Origin of the sequence: Capnocytophaga sp. (assembly GCF_030532915.1) — a bacterium.
In the GTDB taxonomy this organism is placed as follows: Bacteria; Bacteroidota; Bacteroidia; order Flavobacteriales; family Flavobacteriaceae; genus Capnocytophaga.
The window spans coordinates 85,941-101,706 of record NZ_JAUNKD010000002.1 but is presented as its reverse complement, the minus strand read 5'-3'; the positions used below and the strand labels follow the sequence as shown (position 1 = coordinate 101,706).

The 15,766-nt window shown below is 39.3% G+C and carries 12 protein-coding genes; 5 read left to right on the top strand and 7 right to left on the bottom strand.

Going from position 1 to position 15,766, the window contains the following annotated elements:
- Positions 1 to 7: 7 nt before the first annotated feature.
- Complete coding sequence (locus tag Q4D72_RS00995) at positions 8 to 1,156, top strand: serine hydrolase (protein WP_303075547.1); 1,149 nt, start codon at positions 8 to 10, stop codon at positions 1,154 to 1,156.
- Between the two features lie 44 nt (positions 1,157 to 1,200).
- On the opposite strand, the gene dnaN is transcribed toward Q4D72_RS00995, so the two are convergent.
- Positions 1,201 to 2,349 carry a DNA polymerase III subunit beta gene (gene dnaN, locus Q4D72_RS00990; protein WP_303075546.1) on the bottom strand — a complete coding sequence of 383 codons (1,149 nt, stop codon included), beginning with the start codon at positions 2,347 to 2,349 and terminating at the stop codon, positions 1,201 to 1,203.
- Between the two features lie 273 nt (positions 2,350 to 2,622).
- Here dnaN and Q4D72_RS00985 point away from each other — a divergent pair, with 273 nt between their 5' ends.
- The 3 genes from Q4D72_RS00985 to Q4D72_RS00975 all read left to right on the top strand — a co-directional run bounded on the left by Q4D72_RS00985 (position 2,623) and on the right by Q4D72_RS00975 (position 6,328).
- Positions 2,623 to 3,654, top strand: a complete 1,032-nt coding sequence (locus tag Q4D72_RS00985; protein ID WP_303075545.1) for a Gfo/Idh/MocA family oxidoreductase — start codon at positions 2,623 to 2,625, stop codon at positions 3,652 to 3,654.
- Positions 3,655 to 3,782: 128 nt separating this feature from the next.
- Positions 3,783 to 5,066 carry a citrate synthase gene (locus Q4D72_RS00980; protein ID WP_303075544.1) on the top strand — a complete coding sequence of 428 codons (1,284 nt, stop codon included), beginning with the start codon at positions 3,783 to 3,785 and terminating at the stop codon, positions 5,064 to 5,066.
- A gap of 344 nt (positions 5,067 to 5,410) precedes the next feature.
- The gene (locus tag Q4D72_RS00975) at positions 5,411 to 6,328 is read left to right on the top strand and encodes a dimethylarginine dimethylaminohydrolase family protein (RefSeq protein WP_303075543.1); all 918 of its coding nucleotides are present in this window, start codon (positions 5,411 to 5,413) and stop codon (positions 6,326 to 6,328) included.
- 642 nt (positions 6,329 to 6,970) lie between these two features.
- On the opposite strand, the gene Q4D72_RS00970 is transcribed toward Q4D72_RS00975, so the two are convergent.
- From Q4D72_RS00970 to Q4D72_RS00945, 6 genes are all read right to left on the bottom strand, one after another.
- On the bottom strand, positions 6,971 to 7,825 hold the full coding sequence (locus Q4D72_RS00970) for an SUMF1/EgtB/PvdO family nonheme iron enzyme (RefSeq protein WP_303075542.1): 855 nt from the start codon (positions 7,823 to 7,825) through the stop codon (positions 6,971 to 6,973).
- Positions 7,826 to 7,867: 42 nt separating this feature from the next.
- Positions 7,868 to 8,101, bottom strand: coding sequence for a hypothetical protein (locus Q4D72_RS00965; protein WP_303075541.1), 234 nt, complete (start codon positions 8,099 to 8,101; stop codon positions 7,868 to 7,870).
- A gap of 101 nt (positions 8,102 to 8,202) precedes the next feature.
- A complete protein-coding gene (locus Q4D72_RS00960; protein WP_303075540.1) occupies positions 8,203 to 10,098 on the bottom strand; it encodes an amidophosphoribosyltransferase in 1,896 nt (631 codons plus the stop codon).
- Positions 10,099 to 10,295: 197 nt separating this feature from the next.
- Positions 10,296 to 10,970, bottom strand: a complete 675-nt coding sequence (locus tag Q4D72_RS00955; protein WP_303075539.1) for a DUF6261 family protein — start codon at positions 10,968 to 10,970, stop codon at positions 10,296 to 10,298.
- A 1,214-nt stretch (positions 10,971 to 12,184) separates the two neighbouring features.
- On the bottom strand, positions 12,185 to 13,117 hold the full coding sequence (mdh, locus tag Q4D72_RS00950) for a malate dehydrogenase (protein WP_303075538.1): 933 nt from the start codon (positions 13,115 to 13,117) through the stop codon (positions 12,185 to 12,187).
- Between the two features lie 226 nt (positions 13,118 to 13,343).
- A complete protein-coding gene (locus Q4D72_RS00945; protein ID WP_303075537.1) occupies positions 13,344 to 14,138 on the bottom strand; it encodes a DUF2797 domain-containing protein in 795 nt (264 codons plus the stop codon).
- Between the two features lie 93 nt (positions 14,139 to 14,231).
- Here Q4D72_RS00945 and Q4D72_RS00940 point away from each other — a divergent pair, with 93 nt between their 5' ends.
- On the top strand, positions 14,232 to 15,743 hold the full coding sequence (locus Q4D72_RS00940; RefSeq protein ID WP_303075536.1) for a GH3 auxin-responsive promoter family protein: 1,512 nt from the start codon (positions 14,232 to 14,234) through the stop codon (positions 15,741 to 15,743).
- Positions 15,744 to 15,766: the final 23 nt, after the last annotated feature.

The window sequence follows — 15,766 nt, the reverse complement described above, 5'->3', positions numbered from 1 at the left end:
TAAGTTGATGAATTTAAAATATATACTTTTGTTTTCAGCCATTTTTTCATTTTTTCAGTCAATTTTCGGGCAAAATAAGCCTTTGAAAGATGTTGATGTGTTTCGTAAAAATCCTTCGGAAGTAACTTCATTTGTCGAAGCCAAGAAGGAAGCCGAGAAAATCATTCAGTTTTTGTTGCAGGAAAAGCGCATTCCGGGTGTTTCGATAACAATCACCAAACAGAATCATATCATTTGGCAACAGGGCTATGGTTATGCCGATATTGAAAAGAAAACCCCGATTGACCCGAAAAAAACGTTGTTTCGGGTGGCAAGTGTTTCCAAACCACTTTCAGGGGTGGTTTTGGCGCGTTTGCAAGATAAAAAGGAATTTGATTGGAACTTGTCACTTTATGAGTATGTTCCTGATTTTCCGAGAAAACCCTTTGATTTCACCATCAAACAATTAGGCGGACATATAGCCGGAATACGTACCTATAAAGGGAGTGAAATGCTCAATAACAAGCCTTTAACAATTGAGGAAGGAATTGATTTTTTCAAAAACGATATTCTGGAATTTGCTCCCGGAACGAAGTATTTGTACAGTAGTTTCAACTGGAATTTGGTTTCGTTGGCGGTGCAACGTTGTCTTAACCGAAAATTTGAAGATATTGCTTCTGATGAGGTGTTAAAACCGTTGGGAATGCAAAATACTTTCCCCGATAAGGGAAAAATGCTTGCCAATGCGGCAATTCCGTATGCGCGTACCAAAAAAGGATTTAGGCCTTCGGCTCCCGTTCACAATTATTATAAATTGGCGGGCGGCGGTTTTCTTTCCACTTCGGAAGACGTTGCCCGATTGGGAAGTGTGGTGATTTGTCACGATTTTCTCTCGCAAGAAGTTGAAAGTGAGATGTTAACATCCTTATGCACTGATGATGACCGTGAAACGGGATATAGCATCGGTTGGCAGTCAAGCAAGGATTGGAATCAGCGTCCTTACTACGGGCATATCGGCAATGGAGTGGGAGGCTATGCTTGGTTTTACGTCTATCCGCAAGAACAAGTTGTTGTTTCAATGCTTTTTAACGTTACCAATCCGCAGATTGATATTTATTTGCAGCGCATTGTTGATTTTATTTTGGAAGGAGCTGAATATAAAGATTTTGGATATTAGTAATAAAAAAGCGGAGAATTTCTCTCCGCTTTTTTTATTGTTATTTAACTTTGATTATTTTGATTGCTTTGATTACTGTTACTCAACATAATAGGCATTGCCAGCATCAAGACTTTTTCGCCTGGGTCAAGTCCGTCAATAGGGGTTAAAATTCCGGCACGGTTAGGCATTGACATTTCAAGCATTACCTCATCTGAATCCAAATTATTGAGCATTTCAATCAGAAAACGTGAATTAAAACCGATTTCCATATCGTCGCCCTGATAGTTACACGCAAAACGCTCTTCGGCTTTGTTGCTGTAATCAACATCTTCGGCTGATAATTGCAGATCTGACCCCGCAACTTTTAACCGAATTTGATGCGTTGTTTTATTTGAAAAGATGGAAACACGCCGAGCCGAACCTAAAAATTGAGCTCTGTTCAAAATCAATTTATTAGGATTTTCTTTCGGGATTACGGCATCATAGTTCGGGAACTTTCCGTCAATCAAACGGCATATAAATTCCAACCCGTCAAATGAAAATTTGGCGTTGCTTTCGTTGTATTCAACTTCTACTTCGGTTTCGCTTCCGGCTAAAATGCCTTTCAGTAAGTTTAACGGTTTTTTAGGCATAATAAACTCCGAAGGTTCAGTGGCTTTGATGTCCTCTCGTTGGTATGTTACCAATTTGTGAGCATCGGTGGCGGCAAATGTGAGTCCGTTTTCGGTAAACTCAAAGAAAATACCGCTCATTGTTGGGCGTAAATCGTCATTGCCGGTTGCGAAAATGGTTTTTTGAATGGCGGTTGCCAACACATCACCCAAAATGGTAACTTTGTTGGGGTCGGTTAGGCTCACCGGTTTCGGGAATTCTTCGCCATTTAGGTATGCCAATGAATATTTTCCGTGAGTAGAACTAATTTCAATGGTGTTGTTATCTTTAATGATAAACGTAAGAGGCTGTTCTGCAAAGGTTTTTAGTATGTCAATTAATAACTTTGCAGGAACGGCAATGCTTCCTTCCGAGTCTGATTCCACTTCCAACGTTCCTTTTACGGTTGTTTCTAAATCCGAAGCCGAAATGGTTAAAACGTTGGTTGATAGTTCAAACAAAAAGTTATCAAGAATAGGCATTGTGTTACTGTTGTTGATAACGCCACCTATAACTTGCAGTTTTTTAAGTAAGTACGAACTTGATACAATAAACTTCATATTTCTCTCCTGTGTAATTTTTATTTTTGAAATTTTCTTTAAGCCTGAAAATATTTTCCTTATTATGAAAGGCGTAAAGAACGTAAAATAGTTAGCAAATGTATTAAAAAGAGAAGAAATTACAAAATTATTTTTACCTTAATCTATATTATTGATAATGATTTTAATGTTTGTAATTGATAATCAGATATTTGTGTGCTTAAAAAAATATTTCTTTTTTTCTGCGGATTTTTTGCTTTTCAGGAAAATAATTATCTTTGGCAAAAAACTAAAATGAGCAAAATAATCCGTGTTGGTTTGGCTTCTTTCGGAATGAGCGGACGTGTTTTTCACGCTCCGTTTATTGCCAATAATCCGAAATTTGAATTAACGGCGATTGTAGAACGCCACCGAAATGATTCGCGTGAAAAATATCCGCAGACAAAATTATATCGTTCTTATAATGAATTGTTTGCTGATAAAACGATTGATTTGATTGTGGTTAATACGCCTGTGCAAACTCATTTTGAATACGCCCAAAAAGCGCTGTTACTTGGCAAAAATGTATTGGTGGAAAAACCCTTCACCGTCAATGCCTCACAAGCCGAAGAACTTTGTCGAATGTCGGAGTTAAATAATTGTTTTTTAAGTGTTTATCAAAATAGGCGTTATGATGGTGATTTTCTGAAAGTAAAAGAAATTATGCAAAGTGGCGTTTTAGGAAATTTGAAAGAAGTTGAGATTCGGTTTGACCGTTTCCGAACCGAAATCAGTGCCAAAACACATAAAGAAATTTCCGAAGGATCAGGGGCTTTGCACGATTTGGGTGCGCATTTGATTGACCAAGCGCTGCAACTTTTTAAAATGCCGAAATTTGTTTTTGCCGATTTGGGATTCTTCCGCCAAAAAACGCAAACCAATGATTATTTTGAGGTGATTCTGTTTTACGAAAACGAACTTCGGGTGCGACTCAAATCTTCCACAATAGCGAAAGAAAAACAGTGGGAATACATTTTGCACGGCGATAAAGGTAGTTTTTTACAGCAACGTTTTGATGTTCAGGAAGAAGTGTTGGCGAGAGGACTCACGCCCACAACCGAATATTGGCTTGAAAAAATCACCTTGCCCAACGGCATACTGCACACTGATTCTAAAAAAGAAACCATCGCCCAACACGGAAATTATATGAATTTTTATGAAGACTTGTATCAGGCAATTGTTCACGGAAAAAGCAATCCCGTACCAAGCCGGCAAGCCTTAAATGTGATGGAATTGATAGAAAAGGCACAGGAAAGTTTTAAAAAAGGAATGAAAATTAGTGTTTGATTTTCAGTTTTTTATAATTATTTTGTTTTTATTTCGAAAAAAAACTTTGTAAAAATAATTGTTTTTCGGAAAAAGAATCATATATTAGCAACGTTTAAGAATCATTATTGTCTAATAAACTAACAACTATGTCAGAAAAAGTAACACTAACGTTTGAAGGGAAAGAATATGAATTCCCGATTGTTACAGGAAGCGAAAACGAAAAAGCCATTGATATTGAAAAATTACGTGCTTTAACCGGGTTAATTACCTTAGATTCAGGATATAAAAACACGGGTTCGTGCAAAAGTGCCATCACATTTTTAGATGGCGAGAAAGGTATTTTGCGTTATCGCGGGTATAATATTGAAGAGTTAGCCGAAAAAGCTAATTTCTTGGAAGTGGCTTACTTGCTCGTTTTCGGAGAGTTACCCACTCAAGCCCAGTATGATAAATTCATTACTACCATTCACAAATACACGCTTGTTCACGAAGAAATGAAGGGAATTTTAGACGGATTCCCCAAAACGGCTCACCCGATGGGGATTTTGGCTTCACTTACCAGTGCTTTAACGGCGTTCAACCCCCGAGGAGTGGACGTTTCTTGCGAAAAAGACGTGTATGAGGCTGTTTGTAAAGTGATGGCTAAAATTCCGGTGCTGTCATCTTGGGTATATCGTAAACGCGAGGGGCTTCCGCTGAATTACTATAATAATGAGCTGGGGTACATTGAAAACATCTTGCAGATGACATTTTCAATCCCTACCGAAAAATACAAAATGAACCCAAAAGTGGTGAGTGCACTTAACAAATTATTGATTTTGCACGGCGACCACGAGCAAAACTGCTCAACATCAACGGTGCGTTTGGTGGGTTCATCACACGCGGGACTTTTTGCAACCATTTCATCAGGGGTTTCAGCTCTTTGGGGACCGCTACACGGAGGTGCAAATCAGGCAGTTATAGAAATGTTGGAAGACATCAAAGCCGATGGTGGCGATGTTGAAAAATATATCAATAAAGCCAAAGATAAAGACGATCCGTTCCGACTTATGGGCTTCGGGCATCGCGTGTACAAAAATTTTGACCCGCGCGCCAAAATCATCAAACAAGCTGCCGACGAAGTGTTGCAATCACTCGGAATTGACGACCCCGTTTTCGACATTGCCAAACATTTGGAAAAAGTGGCTTTGGAAGACGAATATTTCAAGTCAAGAAACTTGTACCCGAATGTGGATTTCTACTCCGGAATTATTTACCGTGCCTTAGGAATGCACGTGGAAATGTTCACTGTACTCTTTGCTATCGGGCGTTTACCCGGTTGGATTGCCCAATGGAAAGAAATGCGCCAAGGAAACGAACCCATCGGAAGACCAAGACAGGTGTATGTGGGGCAAACCGAGCGTAAATTTGTTGAAATCAGTAAAAGATAATCATAAACTTTTTATAAAAAGCCTCGTACTATTCGGGGCTTTTTTATTTTTCTTAAAAAAAGATAGGAAATTAGTGAAAAGTAATTGTGAATATAGTGTATAAATGTATTTTTGCATAAAATAATAATCAAATTGAATAAAAAATCATAGTAAGAACACAAAATAACATCAGAATTGCTCAAAATCTTTGTCAAAGTTCTGAAACTTTGACAAAGATAAAGCAAAATAAGTATCGAACTACTTAAAACCTTTGTCAAAGTTCTGAAACTTTGACAAAGGTAAGTGGAGGTGAGTATCAAACTAAACAAAATAATATAAGTAGAAACTAAAAAAGAAATCAGAATATGGAATTAAAACTGAATATTACAAATGAAACCAACCGATTAAGGGCAGTAATCCTCGGAACGGCTCAAAGCAACGGGCCTACTCCCAAAATCGAAGAGGCCTACGACCCAAAATCGCTTGAACATATTAAAGCCGGTACGTATCCCATCGAAAAAGATATGGTAACTGAAATGGAAGCCTTCAAAACTGCGCTGGAAAAACACGGAGTTACCATTTACCGACCCCAAATTATCGAAAATTGTAACCAAATCTTTACGCGCGACATCGGTTTTGTGATAGAAGATAAGTTTATCAAAGCCAATATCTTGCCCGATAGAGAGAACGAATACCAAGCCATTGAGTATATCGTTGAGAATATTGATAAAAGCAAGGTTGTCATTCCGCCAAACGAGGTGCATATTGAAGGAGGCGACGTGATGCCTTGGAACGACCATATTTTCATCGGAACATACAAAGGTAGTGACTATAAAAATTACATTACCGCCCGAACTAATATGGAAGGGGTGCAATTCATCAAGAGTTTGTTTCCGAATAAGATAGTAAGGGAATTTGATTTGGTCAAATCCAACCTTGAAGCCAGAGATAATGCCCTGCACCTCGACTGTTGTTTCCAACCTGTTGGTAAAGATAAAGGAATAATCTACAAATCAGGCTTCCGTGAAGAGGCAGACTACGTTTATCTGCTAGAACTCTTCGGAAAAGAAAATCTATTTCACATCACAAGAGACGAAATGTACCATATGTTCAGCAATGTGTTCTCCATATCACCCGAAGTGGTCGTTTCCGAACAGCGATTTACGCGTCTAAATAACTGGTTGCGCGATAATGGCTTCACAGTGGAAGAAATTCCATACTATGAAATCTCAAAACAGGAAGGACTGCTGCGATGTTCAACGTTACCGCTCATTCGGGACTAAAAAATGAAGTTTCATAGTATTGTTTTGAAGAAAAAAATAATAAATTTTAAAATAAAAATATAAAAACACATTCCTTTACTTGTAAAGGAATGTGTTTTTATTTGTAAGTATTTAAAAAATATATAGTATTAATGTGAAAATAGATATATGTATAAACAAAAAATATTGTTTTTTGATTAAAATAAGTAGTTATATATAAAAATAGTGTTGAAATAGTGATTCTAATTGGTTAAATGATTACTATAATTAATAAAATAGATATCCTAATTACTGTAATAGCTGATATAATTAGTAAAATATAAATTCTAATTGTTGAAATGATTGGTATAAATACTTTAATGTAATTACTTATTAGTAAAATAATGAGTATAATTATTAAAATAAAACTAATAATGTAATAAGTTAAGATGTATTTTTGATAATTAAACGATAAATTTATGTGTGAGTATATATTTATTGCTATAAATTACTTCTGATTTTATGAAGTGGTATAAATGATTGTTGTTTATTTGTATTAACAGGTAGAATAAATTCTAATATGTAAAAAATGGATTTTTGTTATGATAGAATTCGTTTTTATAATTCTAATGTACGTTTGTAAAGGATTATTTTTTTTATGAATTATCTTTTGATTGTAAAAAATTAATCAAAAACAACCCGAAATCCAATAAAAATTTGTCCTAATTCAGTGCAATTATAGCGTCTGGCAATACGAAGACTTGATAAATGTTGATTATAATGTCCACCACGCGTTACTCTATTTGTTTCATACTCTTTATTGCCCGGCGTTTTGCTTATAACAGCCCAAAAAAGACGACTTACGAAGGAACTTTCCATTTGAGGAGAAGAAGTGTTTCCTAATTTGTAATCATATGAAATAAAAAAATCATTACACCATTCCGCTACATTACCACTCATATCATAAATGCCTAATTCATTGGGCTTTTTTTTGCCAACGGGCTGTAATTCATCTGTATTTTGCCGATACCAAGCCACTTCATTGACTGAATTGCTTCCTGCATAGGTGTGATTTTGGGTTTTCTTGCCTCCGCGGGCGGCATATTCCCATTGTTCTTCCGATGGTAATTTACCTCTAACCCATTCGGCATAGGCTTTGGCTCCGTGCCAAGAAACCAACACTACCGGATGCTGTTCGTAGCCTTTTTTTACGAAGAACTTTCCATTTTTTTCTTCAATTTGGCACCAACCTTCTTTTAGTTCAAGATAAGGTACTCCATTTTTGAACTGATTTCCATTGGTGTTCAAAAATTCGGCGTATTGAATGTTCGTAATTTCGTACTTGCTGATTTTAAAATCAGCAATTGTTACTTGATGTTGCGGACGTTCATTAGCCTCACCTTCGTTTTTTTTGCTTCCCATCAAAAAAGTACCACCTTTTACCGATATTTTATCTTTTTCGGGGTAGTTTCCTAAAGATTGTGCCTCTATTTTGATTGTAAATATTGTCAAAAATACAAAAAAGACAAAGTGTTTCATTGCTGATTTGGATGTTTTTTATTATTGATGTTGGATTTATGGTTATCTTTGTGATTTTTTATCTGATTTGAAAGATGCTTTAATCGCTTTAAAACCTTTTGAAATCTCATTAACGAGCCAAAGCATTGTTATAAGCATTAAAATGGTGTCTAAATTCAGTGGAGAATGTCTTCGAAGATGTTTTTCAACGATAAAAATATAAATAACATACACCGAAGCTACAATTTTTGCTATCGGAACCGCATTTTTAGAGATTTTTCCTAATATTTGTTTCATTATATACACTTTCATATAAGATAAGGGCGAAAAATAGCCCGCCCTTACCTAAAAATTTTGTGTTTTATTGCTTTTTTGCAGCGTTCATCTCCTTGAATTTGTTAATACGCTCGGTCTTTTTTGCCTTCGTAGAAATTAATAAAGGCTCGGTTTACGACGCGATTGCCTCCGTTGGTAGGATAATCGCCGGTAAAGTACCAATCGCCTAAGTTTTTGGGGCAAGCCTCGTGCAAATTTTCAACACTTTGGAAAATAATCTTCACATCGATGGCAAAATCTTTCGGAAGTAATAATTCGGTGATTTTGTCGGTGATTTCTTCATCGGTGAAAGGTGCGTAAATCTCCTTAACGTAGTTCACCACTTTGTCATCACTTAAATCTACTTGCTTGATACACTTCTGATAAACTGAATCAACGATGCCGTACGTTCCGCGTTCGCGATGCAATTGCAGGGTAGCTTCAAAGGCTATCAAATCTTCCAAACGAGCCATATCAATGCCGTAACAGTCGGGGTAGCGGATTTGCGGCGCTGATGAAACCACTACAATCTTCTTGGGTTTTAACCTGCCCAAAATGTTGAGAATGCTTTTCTTTAAGGTGGTTCCGCGAACAATGCTATCGTCGATAATAACCAGATTGTCACCCTTTTGTACCGAACCATAGGTAATGTCATACACGTGGGCGACGAGGTCATCGCGTGAGCTGTCTTCGGTGATAAAGGTGCGGAGTTTGGCATCTTTAATGGCAACTTTCTCTTTCCGGATTTTTTGCGAAAGGATTTCAGCCAGTTTTTCCGCAGAAATGTCGTTTTGCGCTAAAATCTGTTGGTGTTTGAGCTTGTTTAGGTAGTTGTCGGCTTCCTCCACCAAACCGAGATACGAAGTTTCTGCCGTATTGGGTATGTAGGCAAATACGGTGTTTTTCAAATCGTTATTAACAGACTCCAATACTTCGGGAAGCAACAATGCGCCCAGCTTTTTGCGTTCCAGATAGATTTCTTTATCGCTTCCGCGTGAGAAGTAAATCCGTTCGAAGGAACAAGCCTTGCGTGGGAGCTGCGGCGTGATGTCAGTTACTGATACGCTACCGTCTTTTTTGATAATAATGCCCGAACCGGGTTCCAATTCGTGTATTTGGTCAAATTCAAGATTGAAAGCTGTTTGAATGACAGGTCGTTCCGAAGCAATAACCACCACTTCATCGTCTTGGTAATAATATGCCGGACGAATACCCGCCGGGTCACGCACCACAAAGGCATCGCCGTGCCCCAGAATGCCTGCCATAGCGTAACCACCGTCCCATCGGCGGGCAGATTTACGCAGAATTTTCGCTACATCAAGCTCTTCGGCAATGCGTTTGGAGGCTTCCACTTTTGAAAGTCCTTCGTCTTTGAACTTTTGGTATAAAACTTCCACTTCGGTGTCTAAAAAATGCCCGATACGCTCCATAACCGTCACGGTGTCAGTGTCTTCTTTGGGGTGTTGCCCCAGAGCCACCAAACGCCGGAAGAGTTCTTTGGCATTGGTCATATTAAAATTTCCGGCTACGATTAAATTGCGTGATTGCCAGTTGTTTTGTCGTAAAAAAGGATGTACGTTTTCGATGCTGTTTTTGCCAAACGTGCCGTAGCGGACGTGCCCCAGATAAATTTCACCCACATACGGAAGCATTTTCTTTTGGGCTTCGGCATTATCTTTCAATTCAGGATATTCTTTCAGTAATTCGCTGATACGGCGGTTTATCTGCGTAAAAATATCCTGTATGGGTTGGGGGTCATTGCTTCGAACGCGACTGATATAACGTTCGCCGGGTTGCATATTGAGTTTGATGCTTGCCAGTCCGGCACCGTCTTGCCCGCGATTGTGTTGTTTTTCGAGCATCAGATACATTTTGTTGATGCCGTAGAAGGTAGTTCCGTACTTTTGTTTGTAAAAATCCAGTGGTTTTAGCAGTCGCACCATCGCGATGCCGCATTCGTGTTTGATGTTGTCGCTCATTGTTTGTTAGTTGTTAGTGAAATGGGGTTTAGGGATTAGATTGTACGATTATTTTTTGTATTAGTTTGATTTTCTGACAGAAACTTGTGGCTTCTGTTTAAAATATCAGAACAAAATAACCCGAAACGTTCAAAATTCAGGCAAAAATACAAAAAAGAAAAGAAAGTGCCTATACACTTTCTCTTCTTTCTTTTGCTTTACGCCTTTTTAAGTTCTTGATTGATGTTGTCAATGAGGCGTTTGTACTTGTCCTCACCGTTTAAGAAAGCCAACGCGTTGATGGTTTTGACCAATTTTTTAAATACCTCGTAGGTTTTGCTTCGGGCGGTTTTGGTAGCGCCGGCTTCGGTGTTGGCAACCTCGTAGGTTTTTTCTTTTGAGAGGCTGACAAACTCATTGTTGGCGCGGGTGAGCACCTCAACCCAAGGGGTTGCCCCGATACGGTCGAGTTGCGCTTTGCTTTCGGGTGTTTCCAGCTCGGCAAGCAGGGCGATGATGATGCCCGTTTCTTCGGCAAAGGGTTTTGTTTGAGGTGATTTGCCGTACTTTTTGAAAATCCGTGCGAGGGCTTCACCGGCTTCGGCTTTGTCCTTTTCGGGGAACTTGGCAAAGAGGTTGGCGTGTTTGATAAGCCCCACCAACGCCCCGTCACGCTCGCGGTCAAGGCGGGCAACGTCTTTGGTGTGCTTGCTACCACGCTCGGCGGCTTTAAATACCTCAGTAAAGGTGGCTACCGATTGGGCGAATTCAGAGCTGATGGCTTCAAGCCCCAAATCCGTCACGTTTTCCTGCGCTACATAATCGCGCACATTGGTTACAACCGACAAAAATATGCCGTTACGAACCTGACTGATGTCGAATTTCTCAATCATATGCTAGTTTATTTAAGAATTATTGTAATTAACTACTATTTTTGGGTTATAAACTATTTGTTTTTTGTGATAAGCCTAACATACAGTGGCTTTTTATCCTAATTTCTTCTTTAAAAAGAACAAGAAAAATGTATCTTTTTATAATTTCTCCTTTGAATGGGAGTAGGGGAGATGTAAAATCTCATTGTCCAAGCCAATCGGGATAACGATACCTGTGTTTCGGGTGATTTTATCCGCGTTCGTCTTTATTATTTTAGTAGCAAAAAATGTACCAATGTGGGTCGTTTTGAAATTTAATTTTTTTGATGTGGTTTGTGTGTGTTGTTTTAGACGGACATCCCCCTTGCCCCCTTCAAAGGGGGAATTTTGGAGACGGACATCCTCCTTGCCCCCTTCAAAGGGGGAATAGTCAGGATTGTTTTTGGTTATAAAAGAAAAATATACTAAATCGTCTTGATGAATTAGCTGAACTTGCAGGTGTTTTGTGCGTTCGCCAACACGAATTAGCGGTTTATTTTTATTTTACAAAATTCGTCTCGACGAATTTGTTATTTTAGTTTGTAGCACCCAATTCGTCGAGACGAATTAGCTCTTTTAATTTATAGGACTAAATTCGTCTTGACGAATTTATTGCTTTAAGTTGATTTTAGTAAATTCGTCAAGACGAATTACTATTTTTTTATTCGTTTTGATAAATTCGTCGAAACGAATTACTATTTTTCTACTTATTTTAGTAAATTCGTGAAGACGAATCACCTATTTTATAAGAAATTTAATGAATTCGTTTTGGCGAATGTGGTATAAAAACCTTTGTCAAAGTTCAAAACTTTGCTAAAGGTGGTGTGCATAGTAATTTTCCGTAAATTCGTTTTGGCGAATGCAGTGTAAAAACCTTTGTCAAAGTTCAAAACTTTGCCAAAGGTAGTGTGAGTGGTAATTTTCCGTAAATTCGTGTTGATGAATGCAGTGTAAAAACCTTTGTCAAAGTTCAAAACTTTGCCAAAGGTGGTGTGCGTGGTAATTTTCCGTAAATTTGTCAAGGCGAATGTGTTGTTTGATGATTATTGGGAGAAAAATTGCCCTCTTAATTCTTTGTTTAAAGCGGGTAGGGGATTAGTCTTAAAAAAGAAACAGCGCAAACACGATGATTTGCACTGTTTCTTATAACAACATAATTAAAATCTCAAATACTTTTTATAGAAAGTACTGATTTTTTATAGCACGCTGCTTAAATCTTTATTAACCTCTTTAACGGCAGCGGCACTTTCGTTGAATTTGGCTTTTTCGGCGTCGTTTAATTTGATTTCCACGATTTTTTCTACACCGTTTTTGCCAATGATTACGGGAACTCCCAAGCAGATGTCGGTTTGTCCGTACTCGCCTTCTAAAACTACCGAGCAAGGGAACATTTTCTTTTGGTCGCACGCAATGGCTTGAACCAATGCCGATACGGCAGCTCCGGGTGCATACCAAGCCGATGTTCCGAGTAGTTTGGTCAGGGTAGCGCCGCCTACTTTGGTTTCTTGCGATACGTGAGCGAGCTTGTCTTCGCATAAAAACTCAGAAACTGGCACGCCGTTGCGGGTGGCTAAACGCGTAAGCGGTAACATTCCGGTGTCGCTATGCGCGGCGATTACCATTCCGTCAACGTCAGAAAGCGGGCAATCCAAGGCTTCTGCCAAGCGGTACTTGAAGCGGGCGCTGTCAAGGGCTCCTCCCATTCCGATGATGCGGTTTTTGGGCAGATTCGTGGCTTTGTGCACCAAATAGGTCATCGTGTCCATCGGGTTGCTCACCACGATTACAATCACGTTAGGTGAATGTTTAACGAGTTGCTCCACTACCGATTTCACGATGTTGGCGTTGGTTCCGATAAGCTCCTCGCGGGTCATTCCGGGTTTGCGTGGAATGCCGGAAGTAATCACGGCAACGTCGCTTCCTGCTGTTTTTGCATAATCATTGGTAGCGCCCACGATTTTGGTATCGAATCCGTTAAGCGGAGCTGTTTGCATCAAGTCCATTGCTTTACCTTCGGCAAAACCTTCTTTGATGTCTACTAAAACTACTTCTGATGCAAAATTTTTAATTGCAATGTACTCGGCGCAACTTGCCCCAACGGCTCCGGCACCTACTACTGTTACTTTCATATCTTTCTGTTATTTGTTATTATTTTATTTGTTTGTAACGACAATTGTTAATTTGAGCCCCAAAGGTATTATTTTTAATTGGAATGACCAATAAAAAAAGGCTTTTTTTGCGGATTAATTTTATCGGGCTGAAAAACAATTCGTTTTTCGTCGGGAAGAAGCACCTGCCAAGTCTGCCGATGGGCTTCTTCGTCAAGGCGAAAAGGTTGTTTTGCTTTTTGGCGGATTAATTCGTGATGGCTAATCGCACCACTTGCCCTTCATTGGAACGAACATTGAAAACGGTATTGTCCTCAAAGATAAGGTATTGCCCTTTAATGCCGCTGAGTGTGCCCTCGTAGGTTGGGGTGTTGAGCAAATTTAAGGATTTTACGGCGGTGGGGTATTTTTCTACCGGAAATTGGATGTGGAAGGGTTGTGTTTGTTCCGCAAAGAATTCCTTCGTTTCGGAGGGCATCAAGGGGAAGAGTTGGTTTTTTATCTGAATCAAGTCGGTTTGGTCGATGGTGTTGGTGAGCATTTTGCGCCAGTTGGTTTTGTCGGAAATATGTTGTTTGAGCGCCACTTCGGTAATGCCGGCCAAGTAGCGGTTGGGCATTTGCGCGATGATAAGGGCTTCGTGCGCCCCTTGGTCAATCCATCGGGTGGGAATCTGCGAGGCGCGGGTTACGCCCACTTTCACGGAGCTTGAATTTGCCAGATACACGCAGTGCGGTTGCAGTTGCATTTGCTTTTCGTATGCCAAATCGCGGTGTTCAATGTTTAAATGGGCTTTGCTCAGCTCCGGATTCATTACCCAATCGGCGGCTTGCGGCACTTCAAAGAAACATTTTTTGCAAAATCCTTGTCGGAAAATCGGCTGACTGCCCCCGCAATTCAAACATTGAAAGTGTGAGAATTCTATTCGTAATTTTTTACCAATCAATTGATTAACTGAAAGAAAATCGTCTTGCAATTGCATATAATACTGCACGGGCGTTGCCATTTCGGTAATCATTTTTTGTAGTACTCCTTGAAACATATTTATTTTTTTTATTATCTTTACCCGATTTTAATTAGGGTCGCTCATCAGTTAACACGACCGCACCAAAAATTTTTCAAAAGTAGTAAAAAAATGCCATTAGCACTATTCAATTCAATAACTTCTTGGTTTTTAAAACGGCGAATAGCTCAAATTGAGCAGTTTACAAGTAATCCGCATCAAACGCAAGAGCGTGTGTTGTCCGAGTTGTTAAACGCAGCCAAAAGTACCCGAATCGGTGAAAGTTACGGGTTTTCAACGGTAAAAAACTATGAGCAATTTGTTAAAAATACGCCCGTTGTTACCTACGAAGCCTTTGAGCCTTTTATTGAGCAAGCACGCAAAGGGCAACGCAACATCTTTTGGAACACGCCCATCAAGTGGTTTGCCAAAAGTAGTGGTACAACCAATGCCAAGAGCAAGTTTATTCCGGTAAGTGAAGAGGCTTTGCAGCATTGTCATTACAAATCGGGCAAAGATATGCTTTGTTTGTATTTGAATAACAATGAAAATTCAAACCTTTTTAAAGGAAAGAGTTTGCGGCTTGGTGGTAGTAAAGAATTATATGAAGAAAACGGCACTTACTTTGGTGATTTATCGGCTATTTTGATTGAAAATCTTCCGTTTTGGGCAGAATTTAGTTGCACACCCAGCAACAAAGTGTCATTGATGAGCGAATGGGAAACGAAACTTCAGGCCATCATTAAAGAAGCTAAAAACGAAAACGTTACCAGTATGGCAGGCGTTCCGTCGTGGATGTTAGTGCTGCTGAATCGGGTGCTGGAAGATGTGGGCAAAGAAAACTTGTTGGAACTTTGGAAAAACTTGGAGGTTTACTTTCACGGCGGGGTGAGTTTTGTGCCGTACCGCGAGCAGTACAAGCAGTTAATCCCGTCAGGCGCCTTCCGCTATTACGAAATTTACAATGCCTCCGAAGGTTTTTTTGCCATTCAAGACCGAAATAATTCCGATGAGCTGTTGTTGATGCTGGATTACGGCATTTTTTATGAATTCATCCCGATGGATACTTTCGGCACGAATCGAGAGAAGGTTATTCCGCTTTGGGAAGTGGAGCCCGGGAAGAATTACGCAATGGTTATTTCCACTAACTCAGGGCTTTGGCGTTATTTGATAGGCGATACGGTTCGGTTTACGTCCACTTCGCCTTATCGTATTAAAATTACGGGTCGCACCAAGCATTTTATCAATGTGTTCGGGGAAGAACTCATTATTGAGAATACCGAAAAAGCACTTGAAAAAGCCTGTCAATTGACACATAGTGAACTGATTGACTATACGGTTGCTCCTATTTTTATGCAAGACAAGCTCAAAGGCGGACACGAATGGATTATCGAATTTAGCAAACCGCCTCAAAGCATTGAAAAATTCACTGAAATTTTAGATGCGGAACTTCAAAAATTAAATTCGGATTACGAAGCGAAACGCTACAATAATATGACGCTCAATATGCCTAAAATTCACGTGGCACGACATAATCTGTTTCACGATTGGCTGAAAGAAAAGGGAAAACTGGGCGGGCAAAACAAAGTTCCGCGACTTTCAAACAGCCGAGAATATATTGAAGAACTTCTTAAAATTCAGTAAAATAACATACTTTTGAAAAACGC

Coding starts and splice junctions, on each gene's coding strand:
- Q4D72_RS00960 (WP_303075540.1), bottom strand. CDS start 10,098: ATGAGCGACAACATCAAACACGAATGCGGCATCGCGATGGTGCGACTG.
- dnaN (WP_303075546.1), bottom strand. CDS start 2,349: ATGAAGTTTATTGTATCAAGTTCGTACTTACTTAAAAAACTGCAAGTT.
- Q4D72_RS00945 (WP_303075537.1), bottom strand. CDS start 14,138: ATGTTTCAAGGAGTACTACAAAAAATGATTACCGAAATGGCAACGCCC.
- mdh (WP_303075538.1), bottom strand. CDS start 13,117: ATGAAAGTAACAGTAGTAGGTGCCGGAGCCGTTGGGGCAAGTTGCGCC.
- Q4D72_RS00980 (WP_303075544.1), top strand. CDS start 3,783: ATGTCAGAAAAAGTAACACTAACGTTTGAAGGGAAAGAATATGAATTC.
- Q4D72_RS00970 (WP_303075542.1), bottom strand. CDS start 7,825: ATGAAACACTTTGTCTTTTTTGTATTTTTGACAATATTTACAATCAAA.
- Q4D72_RS00975 (WP_303075543.1), top strand. CDS start 5,411: ATGGAATTAAAACTGAATATTACAAATGAAACCAACCGATTAAGGGCA.
- Q4D72_RS00965 (WP_303075541.1), bottom strand. CDS start 8,101: ATGAAACAAATATTAGGAAAAATCTCTAAAAATGCGGTTCCGATAGCA.
- Q4D72_RS00940 (WP_303075536.1), top strand. CDS start 14,232: ATGCCATTAGCACTATTCAATTCAATAACTTCTTGGTTTTTAAAACGG.
- Q4D72_RS00985 (WP_303075545.1), top strand. CDS start 2,623: ATGAGCAAAATAATCCGTGTTGGTTTGGCTTCTTTCGGAATGAGCGGA.
- Q4D72_RS00995 (WP_303075547.1), top strand. CDS start 8: ATGAATTTAAAATATATACTTTTGTTTTCAGCCATTTTTTCATTTTTT.
- Q4D72_RS00955 (WP_303075539.1), bottom strand. CDS start 10,970: ATGATTGAGAAATTCGACATCAGTCAGGTTCGTAACGGCATATTTTTG.